Here is a 16244-nt window from a genome sequence, read left to right as displayed (position 1 = left end):
CGTCATCCGCCGGCTTAGTGGGGAGACGCTGGCGTTTTAGTGGTTGTGCAAGAAGCTCTTCAGCTTGTCCGAACGCGATGGCTGGCGCAGCTTGCTCATGGCCTTCGCTTCGATCTGGCGGATACGCTCGCGCGTCACGTCGAACTGCTTGCCCACTTCTTCCAGCGTGTGGTCGTTCGACATCTCGACGCCGTAGCGCATGCGCAGCACCTTCGCTTCGCGCGGGGTCAGCGAGTCCAGCACTTCCTTGATCACGTTGCGCATCGACGCGTGCAGCGCCGCGTCCAGCGGGGCCAGGGTGGTGTTATCTTCGATGAAGTCGCCCAGCTGCGAATCGCCGTCCTCGCCCATCGGGGTCTCCATCGAAATCGGCTCCTTCGCGATCTTCATGATCTCGCGGACTTTATTCTCCGGCATTTCCATCTTCAGGGCCAGCGTCGCCAGGTCCGGCTCGCTGCCGGTTTCCTGCATGATCTGGCGCGAGATGCGGTTCATCTTGTTGATGGTCTCGATCATGTGCACCGGTACGCGGATCGTGCGCGCCATGTCCGCGATCGAACGCGTGATCGCCTGGCGGATCCACCACGTCGCGTAGGTCGAGAACTTGTAGCCGCGGCGGTATTCGAACTTGTCGACCGCCTTCAGCAGGCCGATGTTACCTTCCTGGATCAGGTCGAGGAACTGCAGGCCGCGGTTGATGTACTTCTTCGCGATCGAGATCACCAGGCGCAGGTTGGCCACCGTCATTTCACGCTTGGCGTGGCGCGCGCGCTTTTCGCCGGCAGCCATCTGCTTGTTAATCTTGCGCAGGTCCGCCAGCGGCAGCGCCACGCGCGCCTGCAGGTCGATCATGCGCTGCTGGAGTTCCTTGATCGCCGGGACGTTACGGCTCAGCACCGCGCTGTACGGATAGGCGCAGTCGACTTCGCGGTCGACCCATTCCAGGTCGGTCTCGTTACCCGGGAAGACCTTGATGAAGTGCGCGCGCGGCATGCCGCAACGGTCCACGCAAATCGCCAGCACGGCTTTCTCGATCTGGCGTACTTCGTCCATCTGGCCGCGCAGCGTGTCGCACAGCTTCTCGACGATCTTGGCGGTGAAGCGGATGCCAAGCAGCTCGTTCGAGATGATTTCCTGCGCCTTGACGTAATTCTTGCTGCCATAGCCGTCCTTCTCGAAGGCCTTGGCCATCTTGTCGAACTGGTCTTCGATCAGGCTGAACTTTTCCAGCGCCGCCTTCTTCAGCTGCGCCAGCTGTTCGGTCGAGAAGCCGGCCGCGCCGCCATTGGCGTCGCCGTCTTCTTCTTCATGCTCTTCTTCGTCTTCTTCATCGTCGGACGCGGCGGCGTGCGCCACCGGGGCAACCGGCGCGGACGTTTCGTTCAGGTCGACGAAGCCGTCGACTACTTCATCGACCTTGATCTCGTCCTTGGCGATCTTGTGCGACAGCGCGATGATTTCGGCGATCGTGGTCGGGCAGGCCGAAATCGCCTGCACCATGTCTTTCAGGCCGCCTTCGATACGCTTGGCGATTTCGATCTCGCCTTCACGCGTCAGCAGCGCGACCGCGCCCATTTCACGCATGTACATGCGCACCGGGTCGGTGGTGCGGCCGAAGTCGGAATCGACGGTCGACAGCGCGGTGGCGGCTGCGGCTTCGACTTCGTCGTCGCTGGTGGCGGTGGCGACCGTGTCGGTCAGCAGCATCATCTCGGCGTCCGGGGCGCGCTCGTAGACGGCGATGCCCATGTCGTTGAAGGTCGCGATGATGCCTTCGATCGCTTCCGGATCGATGATATTTTCAGGCAGCTGGTCGTTGATCTCGGCGTAGGTCAGGAAGCCGCGGTCCTTGCCCATGTTGATCAGGTTCTTGATCTGCTGGCGGCGGCGCTCGAGGTCAGCCTCGGAAGTCTTCTCATCGCCGCCCAGGATGTTCGACAGGCCGTTCTTGGCCTTGCGCTCCTTCGCCTTCGACACCGCCTTCAGTTCGGCGCGCTCAACCGCGTTCAGTGCCGCCACTTCGTCGTGCTCCGGCATGAATTCGCTCGGCTTGCGGCCGCGGCGGCCCGGCACCTTCACCGATGGCAGCAGGTAGCCCGAGGTATCGATCGCGGCCAGGGTGGCCGCATCGCTGACCACCGATGCGGTGGTATGGCTGACCACGGGTTCGTCCGCCTTCTTCACCGCCACGCGCACCTTCGGTGCACGCGCCGCCGCAGGGGCAGCCGCTGGCGCGGCGGCCGGCTCGGCCTGCGCCGGCGCTGGCGCGGCGACTTCAACAACCGGTTCGGCCGCAGCCAGGCGCGAACGCTTGCGCACCACCACCGGCACCGCGCCCGCTTCGACCGCCGTCCCTTCACCGCCCTCGCCCGCACTCACCGCCGCCAGGCGCGAGCCCTTCTTCACCACCGTGACCGGCGCCGCCGCTTCCGTTTCGAGGAAGTAGGAGGTCGCGGTCTTCGGGACGGCCAGCTGCGCGGTCGCTTTGCGCGGGGCCTTGGCGGCGGTCAGTGTCAGTGTCTTGGCGGTGTTTTTCATTAAAACTCTCCAGTCGAGGCGTGCTGCATGCCTGCGAAGTCAATAATCCACCTGGGCCCGCAAGGCGGACCCGATGGAGCGTGAATTGGGATGGCCCTAGCTAAGGGCAATACGGCTGGAATGCAAGCACCACCGTTCGCGTTCGCGTGTCCGATGGAAAGGCGTAAGTCGATTGTGCAGTGATCAAAATGGCGCTGTGCATTACAAAACGAAAAAAAGCCCGCTGGCAAAAACGGGCTTGAATCTATTTTTCAGGGAAGAATAGAGGAGACAGGTGCTATTATGCGGCATAGCAACATATCACGATAATTGAATAACCAAATACCGGATATAAGCTTTTCGCATAGCTGCACACGCAGCCCCGTTTCACCTTCCGGTGAACCCTGCGCAGTGTCAAGCCGTGCGCAAGGCAAGAGGCGGATCATACACGATTTCGTCCCGCCGCGCCCGCGTTCGTAGAGGGAGTTTGCCGAACTGTCAACTGTGTTCAGAACACATGTTGCCAATTTGGCCCATCACTTCCGAATGTGCGCGTGCTATCCTTCCGGTTCCAGCTCTTACAATGAAGTCAATGAATCCAACACCCCTTGCAGCTGAGCCAGCGGACGCTGCCGCGCCCGACGCCGTACCTGCACCAGCACCAGCCCAGGCGGCAGCGCCGCAAAGCGCCCGCAGCCTGCTCAAGCAGCTCCAGCAACAGTTCCCCGCGTTCCGCAACTGCCTGCCGCTGGCCATCGGCATCGACAAGCAGATCCTCGCGCGCATGCCCGAGGTGGACCGCAAGACCATGCGCGCCGCGCTCGGCATCCACACCGGATCGCTGCGCTACCTGCGCGTCATGGAAAAAGCCACCCAGCGTTTCGACCTTGACGGCAATGCCGGCGACGAAGTCACCGACACCCACCGGGCCCACGCCAAGGAAGTGCTGCAGCAGCGCTTCAAGAAGGAAGCCGAGCGCAAGAAGGCCGAGCGCGACGCAGCCCAGGCCGAAGAAGCCAACCGCCTGCGCCAGGAGAAGCTGCAACAGCTCGCCTCCAAGTTCTCCCGCAACGGTTAACAGGCCTGATGACGCCTGATCCGGAAGAGCTGCTTCCGCCGTACGACGGCATCAAGCTGCACGAGGTGCGCATGGTCAGGTCCGAGCGCGACGCCGCCGAAGCACTGGCGGCGCTGCTGGCATCGGACGTGCTGGGCTTCGACACCGAATCCAAGCCGACCTTCGCCAAAGGCGAGGTCTCGACCGGCCCGCACCTGGTGCAACTGGCTACCGACGACGCGGCCTACCTGTTCCAGATCGGCGCCTCGCCCCTGGTCGAAGTGCTGCGCGCGGTACTCGAATCGCCCACGATCCTGAAAGTGGGCTTCGGCCTGACCGACGACGTGCGCCGCCTGCGCAGCAAGCTCGGCATCGACGCCAACAATGTACTCGACCTGTCCACGGCCCTGCGCCGCGGCGAGCGCAACACGCTGGGCGCCAAGACGGCGGTGGCGCGCTTTTTCGGCCAGCGCCTGCAAAAGTCGAAGAAAATCACCACCACCAACTGGGCCACGCCGCGCCTGACCGAAAAGCAGATCCTGTACGCGGCCGACGACGCCCATGTGGCGCTGCGCGTCTACCGCCGCTGGCGCCAGGACAGTTAAGCCATGCGCGCCCCGGCCCTGCTGCTGCTGGCATGCGCCGCCGGGCCGGCTGCGGCCGCCCGCCCGGCCACCCTGCCGGACACGATGGAACAACGGGTGCTGGCCTGCACCAGCTGCCACGCGCGCCCCGACCGTAACGACGCTTTCTTCCCGCGCATTTCGGGCAAGCCGGCCGGCTACCTGTACAACCAGCTGGTCAACTTCAAGACCGGTGCGCGCCAGTTCCCGATGATGACCTACATGGTCAACCACCTGCCCGACGCCTACCTGCGCGAAATCGCAGAGCACTTCTCGCGGCAGCACCTGCCGCCACTTGCCACGCCACAGCCAGCGCTGCCCGCGGCCGTGATGGAACGCGGGCGCGTGCTGGCGATGCAGGGCGACCGCGCCATCGGCGTCCCGGCCTGCATCGCCTGCCACGGCAAGGCGCTGAGCGGGGTCACGCCATCGATCCCGGGCCTGGTCGGGCTGCCGCGCGACTACGTCAACGCGCAATTCGGCGCGTGGAAGAACAAGGTCCGCCGCGCCCACGCGCCCGACTGCATGGCAGACATCGCCAACCGCCTGAGCCTGGCCGATGTGTCGGCCGTGTCAGGCTGGCTGGCGGCGCAGCCGGTGTCGCCGTCAGCGCGTCCAGACACCGCCATCGCACGGCCGCTGCCGATCGCCTGCGGTAGCGCGCCATGAACAAGATCGCCCTCGGCGCCGCTGCCCTTGCCGCCCTTGCGATTGCGGCCATCGCCATTGCCTGGCCGCGCGAACAGTTCGTGCCCGCCAGCTCCCCGCAAGCATGGGCCGCAACGCCCGCCAACATCGCTCGCGGCGCTTACCTGGCGCGGGCCGGGGACTGCATGGCCTGCCACACTGCCCGCGGCGGCGCCGACTACGCCGGCGGGCGCGCAATCGATACGCCGTTCGGGCGCATGGTCGCGCCCAACATCACACCCGACAATGAGACCGGCATCGGCAACTGGAGTGCGGACGACTTCTGGAATGCACTCCACAACGGCAAGTCGCGCGATGGCCGCCTGCTCTACCCTGCCTTCCCGTACACGAACTACACGCAGGTCACGCGCAGCGACTCGGACGCGCTGTATGCCTTCATGCGAACGATTCCGGCGCAGAAGCGCGCCAGCGAACCACACCAGCTGCGCTTCCCGTACAACCAGCAGCTGGCACTGGCAGGCTGGCGGCTGCTGTACTTCAAGCCTGCGGTGTTCGAACCGAACGCCTCGCGCAGCGCCGAGTGGAACCGCGGCGCCTACCTGGTCGAGGGCCTCGGGCACTGCGCGGCTTGCCATAGCAGCCGCAATACGCTGGGAGCGCCGGGCAGTGGCCTGGCAGGCGGCCTGATCCCGGTGATCGGATGGTATGCGCCCTCGCTGACCTCCGACGCGGAAGCAGGACTGGGCAAATGGGAGGCGGCCGAAATCGTCCAGCTGTTGCGGACCGGCGTATCGCCGCGCGCGACCGTGGTCGGGCCGATGGCGGAAGTGGTGCAGCAAAGCCTGCAGCACCTGACGGAGCCGGACCTGGGCGCGATGGCCGTGTACCTGAAGTCGCTACCGCATACACCGGTGGACAAGCCAGAAATCGTCGCCGGCCCCGAAAATGAGCAGCTTGTCGCGCAGGGCAAGCGCCTGTACGAGACCCACTGCATCGACTGCCATGGCGGCGATGGCAAAGGCCTGCCGCCCCACTATCCTCCGCTGGCGGGCAACCGCGCGGTGACCATGGATTCGCCGGTAAATGCGATCCGCAGTGTGATGAACGGCGGCTTTGCGCCAGGGACGCAGGGCAATCCGCGGCCGTACGGCATGCCGCCGTTTAGCCACGTGCTCAATGATGCGGAGGCGGCGTCGCTGCTCACTTACCTGCGCAGCAGCTGGGGAAACCGGGCGGCGCCCGTCTCAAGCGGCGAGGTCAATCGCTACCGCGCAGTGCCGCTGGATTAAATCGGCGGATGACGCTTCGTTCTTCCGCCCTACGTCGAGCCAGGTGCGTAGGGCGGAAGAGCGAAGCGTCATCCGCCGAGGACATTTACGCCACGTTCAGCATCGCCGCGTAACAGGCGTCGGCAAACCCGATCCGGTCGGTGGTGGCGTTGCGCGCATCTTCCATGCTGATCTTCTTTTCGCGCAGCAGGTACACCAGCGCCGAATTCATCGAGTGACAGCCGGCATTGAACTTGCCGGTTCCGCCGTCCATCAGCGTACGCACGTCGGCAAAGCGGGCCGACTCCACCATCCGCACCACTTCCGGATTCGAGGTCAGGCACTCGGTCGCCAGGTAGTAGCGGTCGCCGTCGACCGACGGCAGCAGCGCCTGGCACAGCACGCCGCGCAGCGCATTGGCCAGCGCCTGCGACTGCGCTTCCGAATTGCCCAGCAGGCGGTTCATTTTCTGCAGTCCCAGCTCGGTCGAGCGCGCGTGCAGCGACGCCAGCACCAGCGGGCCCGATTCAGCCAGCGCCAGCGCCTCCTGCGCCGTCTCGGCATCGCGAATTTCGCCGATCACGATGACATCCGGCCGCTCGCGCAGCGCGTCCAGCGCGCCGAGGTAGTAGCTCTCGACGTCGCCGTCCTGCCCCACTTCGCGCTGGGTGATGATGCATTTGCGCTGGGGGATCAGGGTCTCGACCGGGTCTTCGATGGTGATGATATGGCCCGAGCGCGTCTTGTTGATTTCGTCGACCATCGAGGCGATCGTGGTCGACTTGCCCTGGCAGGTGTCGCCGATGATCAGCACCAGGCCGGATGTGAGGTGGGCAAAGTCCTGCTCGGCGGTGCGCAGGCCCAGGCTGCCCAGCGCCAGCGGCTCTTTCGGGAAGCGCCGGATCACGCAGCCGAGCCGCTTCTTGCCCTGGAAAGTGAAGCAGTTGGCGCGGATGCGCGCGGTGTGCAGGTCGATCGAGCGGTCGAAGGCGCGGTCGGTGATGCGCGCTTCCCAGTCAGGCTCGATCACTTCGAAGAACTCTTCCAGCTCTTCCTTGGTGATCGGCGAGTCGGTCACCGCGACCAGGCCCTTCGGCTGGCGCAACAGCAGCGGGCTATTCTGGTGAATGATGATGTCGGAGAACACCAGGCGCGAATTGAGCAGGTGCAGGATTTGTTCGACCAGGGTGCCGAACACCGGATGGTCTTCATTCTCCACATACGACAAGGTGCGGATTTGCGACGACTCGTGGTTTTCCATGTGGTGATCTCGGGAATACGTAGAACGGAAGTGACGGTAATTATAAGACTAGTACCGCCGAGAAATTGCAAATCCGAAAGATAAATTTATCTGCCCCAAGCAGCCTGGCGGCCGGAAATCGCTTGGCAAGCACGCCGCGAAGGTGCAGGATAAGTACACGAAGGAGGACGACATCGTGAAAATGCGCTCGCTCATCACACTGGCCCTGGCCGCGTTGCCGGGCATGGCAATTGCGACCACCGCCTCGGAGCCGGCGTTCGAGCAACGCTGTGAGCGCGAGATGAAGCCGCGCTTCGACGTCAGCCTGAGCGAAGCGGGTCACCAGGTCGACAATACGGTGTCAAGCCGGGTACTGAACAACAAAAGCGTCCATAACTCCGCCGGTGATTTCATGATCGGGATGACGGCGCTGGAAACCCACACCAGCGTGCTGTTCGACGGACCGACGCTCGCGGACAAGGCGACCGGCCGCGAATGTGTGTCGCCGCGCATCTCGGTCGAACTGCTGGTGCCGCGGATGTCGGTGTATGTGGCGCGCGAGTTCGCGCCCACGTCGTGCAGCTACCGGGCGATCCTCGAACACGAAATGCGCCACGTGCACCTGTACCGCGAGCAGTTCCCGCAAGTCGAGGCACGCGTGCGCGCCGGCCTGGCCGCGCGTTTTGGCGACCGCCCGCTGTACGCGACGCACGGCGCCGGCCGCGCCGCGCTGCAGGCGGAAGTCGACCAGTGGCTGCGTCCCTTCATCAGGAAGCAGATCGCGGGGCTCGAAGTGGCGCAGGCGGCGCTGGATACGCCGGAAGAAACGTTCCGACTGTACGGTGCCTGCCAGGGCGAGCTGGCCAGCAACCTGACCGGGCGCTATTAGCGGAACCGGCTCTTGTGGCCGGTCTTCAGGTCCAGCGAAAACTGCACCCCGCCCTCGTTGATGATGACTTCGTCGGGCGGCGCGTCGCCGGCCAGCGCGCCACTGGTGACCGGCAGCCCCTCGCCCTTGCGCACCAGGTCGTCGGCGCGCTCCCACACATTGCCGCAGCCGGTTTCAAGCATCAGGGCCTGCACGATGGGCACCTTCCAGGCGTCCACGCCGCCGGCCTGGAATTCGCAGATCAGGTAGCCGTCCTTGCCGCCGTAGCCATCGACCAGCAGGCCTGGCAGCCCGTCCGCTTCGGCATTCACGCGCCGCACCACCTGGCCCGGCTTGGCCCTGGCCGCCGCCGGGGCGCTCTTTTCCAGCGCCAGCTTGACCCGGCGCTTGATCAGCGCGTGGTCGATCGGCTGGGCTTCGTCGAGGGTCCAGACGCGCGCGCGGATCTGCGAGCGCGAGTTGTAGGCCGCGCGCGCCAGGAAGGTGCGCGCGGAAGACTGCACGATGGCGGTGGCGCCCGGCTTCATCTTTTCGCTGTTGCGTCCCTCGACCCGCTCGATCGCGGAGGCGTAGATCCAGGGTTCACCGGCAAGGATGCTTTTTTCCTTGCCCTGTTTGATAGTAATGATCAGCATGTTAAGTCCAGAAAAGATGAAGGGTTGCCGCGCCGCGCCCGGGGCGGGGGTCGGCATGATACCGCGCCGGGCCGCCGGCAGGCGGAATATCGCGCCGCCATGCATCCTGGCAGCCGCTGGCTGCAGCCTGTCGCAAACGCATGGCCGCCGTCCCGGCGCTGCCATACCATGCTTGAAACTACCTATTCTTACACTTACGACCGAGGAGACAACATGAAAAATACGTCCAAAACAACACTTGGCCTGCGAAACCTTGTATTGGCGATTGCCGCCTTCGCGCTGGCCGCCCCGGTGGCGATGGTGTCGGCCTCCCCGCTGGACTGGATCGGCGGCGAAAAAGTACGCGGCAGCGGCGCCGTCAAGAAGCAGTCGCGCGCCATCGCCCACTTTACCGGCCTGTCGCTCAGTGTCCCGGCCCAGCTTGAACTGCGCATCGGCAGCAGCGAAGGCATCACCATCGAAACCGACGACAACCTGCTGCCGCTGATCGACACCACGATCGACGACGGCACCCTGAAGATCCGGCCGGTGAAGAAAAACATGCACCTGCAGGCGAGCACGATGAAAATCATCGTCCACGCCCGCGAAGTGGACCGCATAGCGCTGGGCGGATCCGGGGCGATCCGCTCGGACGCGCTGCGCGGCGGGCGCATGCAGTTCGACCTGGGCGGTTCCGGCTCGATCGACGTCAAGAGCATCGATGGCGACGCCGTGGCGGTCACGGTGGGTGGCAGCGGCAACTTCAAGACCGGCGGCGGCAGCGCGAAAACCGTCTCGGTGTCGATCGGCGGCTCCGGCGACGTCGACCTGGGCAAGATGCCTGCATCCGAAGCCAGTGTCAGCGTGGCCGGTTCCGGCACCGCAGTGGTGTGGGCGCGCGACACGCTCAGCGCCACCATCGCCGGCTCCGGCGACGTCCATTACCATGGCGACCCGAAGATCAGCCGCTCGGTGGTTGGCTCAGGGGACGTGACGCGCGTTGCGGCGCGCTGAGCCCGCAGTCTAGTGGTGGCGCGACGGGCCCGCGCCGGGGCCCGCGAAGGTCAGCGGCTTGACCGGCACCTTGAGCGTCACGCGCTCGCGCTTCTTGTCCTTGCCTTCGACGACGATGGTCAGCGGTACCACCTCGCCCGCCTTGAGCTGGCGTTTCAGGCCAATCAGCATGATGTGATAGCCGCCCGACGCCAGGTTGACGCCCTTGCCGGCCGCCAGTTCAATGCTGTCGACCTGCGCCATTTTCATCGTCTGGCCGCGCATATCCATCTGGTGGAACTCCGACCTGGTCGCCGCCGGCGTGCTGACGCCGACCAGGCGCGCATCGCTGGCCGACTCCAGGTGCATGAACACCCCGGTGCTCTCCTGCTGCGGCACGGTGGCGCGGATCCAGGGCGCGGTGACGCTGACCTGGGCCAGGGCCTGGGCCGACAGGGCAAGGATGGCGGTAAGCGCGATCAGGTGTTTTTTCATGGCGAATCTCGTCATAAAGCGGGCGTGGGCCAGATTATAGCCGCAACGCGGGCGCCAGCGCTCAGCGGCCGCCGCGGAAGGTTTCGCGCTCGACCAGCACGGTGTTGCTGCCATCGGTCAGGTAGATCTGGCTGTCCTGGATCGTGCACTGCAGCTGCATGTTGCGGTTGGCGAGCTTTTCCAGCTGGGCGCTGGCTTCGGCCGGGATGTTGATGATGGTGAGGTTGCGCGCCCGTTCCAGCTTGTTGGCGATCTGCTTGTACCAGATATGGCTGGTGGCGCTGTAGCTGTACACGATCACCTGCTCGGAGCGTCCGCACGCTTTCATGATGCGTTTCTCGTCCGGCTGGCCGACTTCGATCCACAGCTGGATCGCGCCGGTCAGGTCTTTCTGCCACAGGTCCGGTTCATCGGTATCGAACAATCCCTTGGTGAAGCTCAGCGCTTCGCCGGCGTGGATGGCAAACGCCAGCAGCCGGATCATCATCCGCTCGTCGGTCTCGGACGGATGCCGTGCCAGGGTCAGGCCATGGTCCTGGTAATAGTGCCGGTCCATGTCCGCGATCTGGACGTCCGCCTTGTAGATTGTCGCTTTGAGTGCCATTGATGCTTGCTTGCCTAAGTTGTTAGAAGACGACAGTCTTGTCGCCGTTTTGCAGGACGCGGTGCTCGACGAACCATTTGACGGCCCGCGCCAGCACCACGCATTCGACGTCGCGCCCGATCGCCGCCAGGGTCTCGGCGCTCATTGCGTGGTCGACCCGCTCCACATCCTGTTCGATGATCGGGCCTTCGTCCAGGTCGCCGGTGACGAAGTGGGCGGTCGCGCCGATCAGCTTCACGCCGCGCAGGTGCGCCTGGGCGTACGGGCGCGCGCCCTTGAAACTCGGCAGGAACGAGTGGTGGATATTGATCGCCCTGCCCTTGAGCGCGGCGCACAGGCCTGGCGACAGGATCTGCATGTAGCGCGCCAGCACCACCAGGTCGACCTGGTGGGTGCCGATCAGGTCGAGGATGCGCGCTTCCTGCGCCAGCTTGGCCTCCTCGCTGGCGCCGGCGGCCAGCGGCAGGTGGTGGAACGGGATATTGTAGCTGGCCGCCAGCTGGTAGAAATCCATGTGGTTCGACACGATCGCCGGAATCTCGACCGGCAGCAGCCCGCTCTTGTAGCGGAACAGCAGGTCGTTCAGGCAGTGGCCGATCTTCGACACCATCAGCATCACGCGCGGCTTGACCCGGGCGTCGTGCAGCTGGCCGGTCATCTGCATTGCATCGCACAAGGCGGCAAAACCGGCGCGCAGGGCGCTGTCGCTGATGCCCGCGTCTTCCAGCGCGAAGTGCACGCGCATGAAGAACAGGCGCGATTCGGGGTCGCCGAACTGGGCCGAATCGATGATGTTGCAGCCGTGTTCGGCCAAAAAGCCCGAGACACGGTGCACGATGCCGCGCTGGTCGAGGCAGGACAGGGTCAGGATGTATTCCGGTTGCATGGGGGCCATGGTGTCAAAGATGAGCTCGAGAACCACCTATTGTCGCACGGGGCGTTGCTCCCGTGCACGCGGCTTGATGGAATACGTGCACTGCACCATCCGGCGGAACTTGAGCGATCAACCAGCGTCTATCCGGATGCTCGCCCGAGCACGCTCGCCGCTGCCACAGCGGCATCCTTCATCGTCCTATGCCGAGGTAATCCTATGCAAGCACTTGCAAACAACCCCGCTTTGCGATCCCATGTCGACACCCAGGTCAACTTTTTCACCGAACTGGCGCACCGCGGCCTCGATTCCGCCCGCCAGCTGAGCGAGCTCAATCTCCGGCTGGGCCAGCAGCTGATGGAAGAGTCGCTCACGACCTCCCGCCAGATGCTGTCGTGCGCGGACCCGTACCAGGCCGGCACGCTGGCGCTCAGGCGGATCGAGCCGGTGGCGCGCCACCTGCGCGCCTACCAGCAGCAGCTGATGTCGCTGGTGGCCGGCGCCCAGGCGGGCCTGACCCAGGCGGCCGAAACCCACATCCCCGAAGCCGGGCGCAGCGCCGCCGCCATTGCCGACGACATGGCGCGCCGCTCGCTGGAGGCCGGCGCCTCCGCCTTCGCCAGCGTGCAGCGCCCGTCAGGCACCCCGCATTAAGCCCCGGCCTTCTTACTATCGATACGGAGTGCAACATGGACAAATCACACAAGAAACCGGCGGCGGCGCCGGATGCGCTTGACCTGCTCAAGGCCGACCACGACAAGGTCAAGAGCCTGTTCCGCGAGTTCGAAGACCTGCGCGGCAGCGACGACGAGGACGAGCGCAAGGGTGAACTGGTCGACGAAATCTGCTACGAGCTGACGGTGCACACGATGATCGAGGACGAGATCTTCTATCCGGTGCTGCGCTCGGTGATCGACGACGACGACATGATGGACGAGGCCGATGTCGAACATGCCGGCGCGCGCGAACTGATCAGCCAGCTCGAGGTGATGTACCCGGGCGACGACCACTATGACGCCACCGTCACCGTGCTGGGCGAAGAAATCGCCCACCACATCGACAAGGAGGAAAACGATATGTTCGACGCCGCCCGCCGCGCCGGGCTCGACCTCGACGAGCTGGGCGAGCAGCTGGCGGCGCGCAAGGAAGAACTGGACGAGGACCTGTCTTCGCCGGCCACCTCGCTCGACGCGATCGAACCGCGCGACAGCGCGCGCCGTCCGCCACGGCCACCGAACTGAGGCTGGAACTAAAGAGAGGGCCTTCCCTCTAACCCCACGAGCGCAGCAATTACGGCGTTCGATGCTCGGATAGCGGCTGGCAGGCGTTCCCGCCGCATCCAGTTCCAGCAACTGACGATGCACCACAAGGAGATCGACATGGCGACAACTAAGGAAGGCGGCAAGAGCGCCGGCTCGCAGCAAAAGAGCGGCAGCGGCAGCGGCCAGGGTCCGGCCAAGCGCGGCTTCGCCGCAATGGATGAAAACCAGCAGCGCGAAATCGCCAGCAAAGGCGGCCAGGCTGCTCACCAAAAAGGAACGGCGCACGAATTCGATTCGGAAGAGGCACGCCGTGCGGGACAAAAAGGCGGAGAGGTGGTCAGCCGCAACCGTGAACACATGGCCGACATCGGCCGCAAAGGCGGAGAAAGCCGGCAGTCGGCGAGCCGCGCAGCGCAGGCGGAACGCGGCGCGGCAGAGCGCGGCACCGCTGAGCACAAAGGCAACCGGCAAGGAGGCAAGGAGAAAGAATAAGCTTCCTGCAACCGCGCCTCGCTTGGCGCCATCGAATCGATAATAACGCTCTTGTGTTCCACCGGGCGGACGCACTCCCCGCCCGGTTTTTTTGCCCTGGCGTTGCTGGCAAACCCCGTTTTCAGCCGCACGACGCCCGACGGCGCCCCCATCCCAGCCGCTTGCGCGCCAATGTGATACATTGCGCGCATGCAAGCCCTGAAATATCTCAGCGCGTACTCCGACCAGACGCGCGCCCAGGTCAGACAGAACAAACTCGCCGACGTCCTTCGCAAGCGCTACCCGGCCGCCCACGACATCCGCACGGACCGCGCGCTGTACGACTACATCCAGGACCTGAAGACGGAGTTTTTGCGCAACGCCGAGCCGATCAACAAGGTCGCGTTCGACAGCAAGATCCACGTGATCCAGCATGCGCTGGGGCTGCACACCGCGATTTCGCGTGTGCAGGGCAGCAAGCTCAAGGCCAAGCACGAAATCCGGGTGGCGAGCATGTTCAAGGATGTGCCGCTGGAGTTCCTGCGCATGATCGCGGTGCACGAACTCGCGCACGTGAAGGAAAAACAGCACGACAAGGCCTTCTACAAGCTGTGCACCTACATGGAACCGAACTATCACCAGTACGAATTCGACCTGCGCCTGTACCTGACGGAACTGGAACTGTCGGGCAAGCGGCTCTGGTAACAGCAGTCGCGCCCGCATCAATCCTCCCGCTCCACGCTTGGTGTTTCCCCAGCACCAACCAAATGTTGCATTCTCACACACTTCATTAACAGTTAGTTATTACTCAAATCGAATAGCTCGACAATTGCCGTGTGTCACTATAGAGTCATGGCTGTCCACGCATTCGCGTGCGGCCAGCCCGCCCTGCCCCAGCGGCACTATCCCAAAACGACCCGATTCGACATGCGACGTTCGCCGCGCCATTGTTGCGGCAATAACTGAGAACACCAGCAATGCAGCAGCCCATCCATTCGCCCGCCCGTTTCCCCCGCCTGTCCTGCGCCGCCGTGCTTGCGGCGTTCGCCTGCGGCGCCGCTGCGTCGGAAGGCGCCAGTGCCAGCGGCCCGGAACTGAGCTTCAGCGGTTTTGGCAGCCTCGGCGTGGCCCACGCCAGCATCAGGAGCGCCGATTTCACGTCGAGCATCATGAAGTATTCCGGCGCCGGCCGCAGCAAGCGCTGGAGCCCCCATGTGGACAGCCGCCTCGGCCTGCAGCTGGACCTGGCCATCGACAAGCAATGGTCGGCGGTGCTGCAGGCGGTCAGCGAGCAGCGCAGCGATGGCGCGTACAAGCCGGTCATCGAATGGGCCAACATCAAGTACCAGGTGACGCCCGACCTGTCGCTGCGCTTCGGGCGCATCGCCCTGCCTGTCTTCCTGGCCGCCGACTACCGCAAGATCGGCTACGCCTATCCCTGGGTGCGCCCTCCGGTCGAGATGTACAACGCGATCCCGCTGTCGAACAGCGACGGCATCGACGCCAGCTACCGCTGGAACGTCGGGGCGCTCAAGAATGTCACCCAGGGTTTCTTCGGCAGCACCCGCAAACCGCTGTGGGATAACGCCTCGCTCGCGGCGCACGGCATAGCCGGCCTGTCGCACACCACCAGCTACCGCAACCTGAGCATGCGCGCCAGCCTGCTGAAGGCGGACCTCAGCATCGACCTGGCGCGCGAGCTGTTCGACGGCTACCGCCAGTTCGGCGCGCCAGGCATTGCGCTGGCCGAACGCTTCGATATCGACCACCAGCGCGTGTATGCCATGAGCGCGGGCATGAACTACGACCCGGGAAACTGGTTCGTCACCGGCGAACTTGGCCGCATCAAGTCATGGTCCTACCTTGGCGACACCTATACGGCCTATGCAAGCGCCGGGTACCGCTTTGGTGACCTCACGCCATACCTGTCGTACGCAATGGTCGATCCGGACAGCGTCACCAGCGACCCGGGGCTCTCGCCGCGCGGCATGCCGCCACAGCAAGCCTACATTGCGACCGTCCTGAACGGCTACCTGAACCGCCTGCTGTCGACGATCGCCGTGCAGTCCACGTTCACCGCCGGCGCGCGCTGGGACCTCCAGCCGAACCTTGCGCTGAAGGTCCAGTACGACCGCGTGCGTCCGCAGGCCGGCTCGCGCGGATCGCTGGTCAATGTCAGGGACGACTACGCGTCGGACCAGACGGTGCACGTGGCCAGCGCGGTCCTCGACTTCGTCTTCTGAGGGGGGAACGATGCTTAACCCGACATTGCGCACCCTCCTCGCCGCAGCGCTGCTGGCGCTTCCCGCCCAGGCGGCGACGGCGTCCGACATGGTCGTGATCGTATCGGCCAGGAGCCCGGTAGCGTCGCTGCGCCCGGACCAGGTGGCCGATATCTTCCTCGGCCAGTCCGGCAAGTTCCCGGACGGCGGCGAGGCCGTCGCGCTCGACCTGGGCATCGGCTCGCCGCTGCGCGACGAGTTCTATGCCAAGGTCGCGTCCAAGTCGCCGGCGCTGCTGAAGGCTTACTGGACCAAGATGATTTTCACCGGCCGCGGCAAGCCGCCGCGCGAAGCGGCCACCAGCGCCGCCGTGCGCAAGCAGGTGGCCGACAACCCTGCACTGATCGGCTACATCGACCGGGTCGCGCTCGACCCGTCGGTGCGCCCGGTGCTGGTGGTCAGGTAGCGCA

18 protein-coding genes are annotated in these 16244 nt (G+C 64.8%); 12 read left to right on the top strand and 6 right to left on the bottom strand.

Annotated features, from left to right (window positions below; all coding sequences use genetic code 11):
* Window positions 1-36: 36 nt before the first annotated feature.
* Window positions 37-2538 carry an RNA polymerase sigma factor RpoD gene (gene rpoD, locus LMJ30_RS18345; RefSeq protein WP_229433862.1) on the bottom strand — a complete coding sequence of 834 codons (2502 nt, stop codon included), beginning with the start codon at window positions 2536-2538 and terminating at the stop codon, window positions 37-39.
* A 562-nt stretch (window positions 2539-3100) separates the two neighbouring features.
* On the opposite strand from rpoD, the gene LMJ30_RS18340 reads away from it, so the two are divergent.
* Genes LMJ30_RS18340 through LMJ30_RS18325 form a run of 4 tightly spaced genes read left to right on the top strand, consistent with a single transcriptional unit; the run spans window position 3101 to window position 6134 of the window.
* Complete coding sequence (locus LMJ30_RS18340; protein WP_229433861.1) at window positions 3101-3595, top strand: ProQ/FINO family protein; 495 nt, start codon at window positions 3101-3103, stop codon at window positions 3593-3595.
* Between the two features lie 8 nt (window positions 3596-3603).
* Window positions 3604-4179 (top strand): 3'-5' exonuclease, encoded by a 576-nt coding sequence (locus tag LMJ30_RS18335; protein WP_229433860.1) that lies wholly within the window; start codon window positions 3604-3606, stop codon window positions 4177-4179.
* A 3-nt stretch (window positions 4180-4182) separates the two neighbouring features.
* A complete protein-coding gene (locus LMJ30_RS18330) occupies window positions 4183-4866 on the top strand; it encodes a c-type cytochrome (protein WP_229433859.1) in 684 nt (227 codons plus the stop codon).
* Window positions 4863-6134, top strand: a complete 1272-nt coding sequence (locus tag LMJ30_RS18325) for a c-type cytochrome (protein ID WP_229433858.1) — start codon at window positions 4863-4865, stop codon at window positions 6132-6134. Before LMJ30_RS18330 ends, LMJ30_RS18325 begins: the two co-directional genes overlap by 4 nt.
* 85 nt (window positions 6135-6219) lie before the next feature.
* Here LMJ30_RS18325 and LMJ30_RS18320 read toward each other — a convergent pair whose 3' ends face one another.
* On the bottom strand, window positions 6220-7374 hold the full coding sequence (locus LMJ30_RS18320; protein WP_229433857.1) for a type IV pilus twitching motility protein PilT: 1155 nt from the start codon (window positions 7372-7374) through the stop codon (window positions 6220-6222).
* A 175-nt stretch (window positions 7375-7549) separates the two neighbouring features.
* On the opposite strand from LMJ30_RS18320, the gene LMJ30_RS18315 reads away from it, so the two are divergent.
* Window positions 7550-8242, top strand: coding sequence for a hypothetical protein (locus LMJ30_RS18315; protein WP_229433856.1), 693 nt, complete (start codon window positions 7550-7552; stop codon window positions 8240-8242).
* On the opposite strand, the gene LMJ30_RS18310 is transcribed toward LMJ30_RS18315, so the two are convergent.
* Entirely contained in the window at window positions 8239-8877 is a 639-nt protein-coding gene (locus tag LMJ30_RS18310; RefSeq protein ID WP_229433855.1) for a class I SAM-dependent rRNA methyltransferase, read from the bottom strand. The two genes, LMJ30_RS18315 and LMJ30_RS18310, sit on opposite strands and share 4 nt — an antisense overlap.
* A gap of 213 nt (window positions 8878-9090) precedes the next feature.
* Here LMJ30_RS18310 and LMJ30_RS18305 point away from each other — a divergent pair, with 213 nt between their 5' ends.
* Window positions 9091-9870, top strand: coding sequence for a head GIN domain-containing protein (locus tag LMJ30_RS18305; protein WP_229433854.1), 780 nt, complete (start codon window positions 9091-9093; stop codon window positions 9868-9870).
* Window positions 9871-9879: 9 nt separating this feature from the next.
* Here the strand turns inward: LMJ30_RS18305 and LMJ30_RS18300 are convergent, their stop codons facing one another.
* From LMJ30_RS18300 to purU, 3 genes are all read right to left on the bottom strand, one after another.
* A complete protein-coding gene (locus LMJ30_RS18300; protein ID WP_229433853.1) occupies window positions 9880-10344 on the bottom strand; it encodes a copper chaperone PCu(A)C in 465 nt (154 codons plus the stop codon).
* Window positions 10345-10405: 61 nt separating this feature from the next.
* Complete coding sequence (locus LMJ30_RS18295) at window positions 10406-10948, bottom strand: YaeQ family protein (protein WP_229433852.1); 543 nt, start codon at window positions 10946-10948, stop codon at window positions 10406-10408.
* Between the two features lie 22 nt (window positions 10949-10970).
* Window positions 10971-11834 (bottom strand): formyltetrahydrofolate deformylase, encoded by an 864-nt coding sequence (gene purU / locus LMJ30_RS18290; protein ID WP_229434036.1) that lies wholly within the window; start codon window positions 11832-11834, stop codon window positions 10971-10973.
* A 204-nt stretch (window positions 11835-12038) separates the two neighbouring features.
* Here purU and LMJ30_RS18285 point away from each other — a divergent pair, with 204 nt between their 5' ends.
* The 6 genes from LMJ30_RS18285 (at window position 12039) to LMJ30_RS18260 (ending at window position 16240) form a co-directional block, all read left to right on the top strand.
* Window positions 12039-12473 carry a phasin family protein gene (locus tag LMJ30_RS18285; protein WP_229433851.1) on the top strand — a complete coding sequence of 145 codons (435 nt, stop codon included), beginning with the start codon at window positions 12039-12041 and terminating at the stop codon, window positions 12471-12473.
* A 35-nt stretch (window positions 12474-12508) separates the two neighbouring features.
* Window positions 12509-13060 carry a hemerythrin domain-containing protein gene (locus LMJ30_RS18280; RefSeq protein ID WP_229433850.1) on the top strand — a complete coding sequence of 184 codons (552 nt, stop codon included), beginning with the start codon at window positions 12509-12511 and terminating at the stop codon, window positions 13058-13060.
* Window positions 13061-13198: 138 nt separating this feature from the next.
* Window positions 13199-13573, top strand: a complete 375-nt coding sequence (locus tag LMJ30_RS18275) for a KGG domain-containing protein (protein WP_229433849.1) — start codon at window positions 13199-13201, stop codon at window positions 13571-13573.
* A 189-nt stretch (window positions 13574-13762) separates the two neighbouring features.
* A complete protein-coding gene (locus tag LMJ30_RS18270; protein ID WP_229433848.1) occupies window positions 13763-14257 on the top strand; it encodes a YgjP-like metallopeptidase domain-containing protein in 495 nt (164 codons plus the stop codon).
* Between the two features lie 272 nt (window positions 14258-14529).
* Window positions 14530-15795, top strand: a complete 1266-nt coding sequence (locus LMJ30_RS18265; protein WP_229433847.1) for a porin — start codon at window positions 14530-14532, stop codon at window positions 15793-15795.
* A 10-nt stretch (window positions 15796-15805) separates the two neighbouring features.
* The gene (locus LMJ30_RS18260) at window positions 15806-16240 is read left to right on the top strand and encodes a phosphate ABC transporter substrate-binding protein (RefSeq protein WP_229433846.1); all 435 of its coding nucleotides are present in this window, start codon (window positions 15806-15808) and stop codon (window positions 16238-16240) included.
* Window positions 16241-16244 lie beyond the last annotated feature (4 nt).

The organism is Massilia agrisoli (genome assembly GCF_020831365.1).
Classification (GTDB): Bacteria; Pseudomonadota; Gammaproteobacteria; order Burkholderiales; family Burkholderiaceae_D; genus Telluria_A; species Telluria_A agrisoli.
The sequence above is the reverse complement of the archived record's forward strand: the minus strand, read 5'-3'. Positions and strand labels throughout refer to the sequence as shown.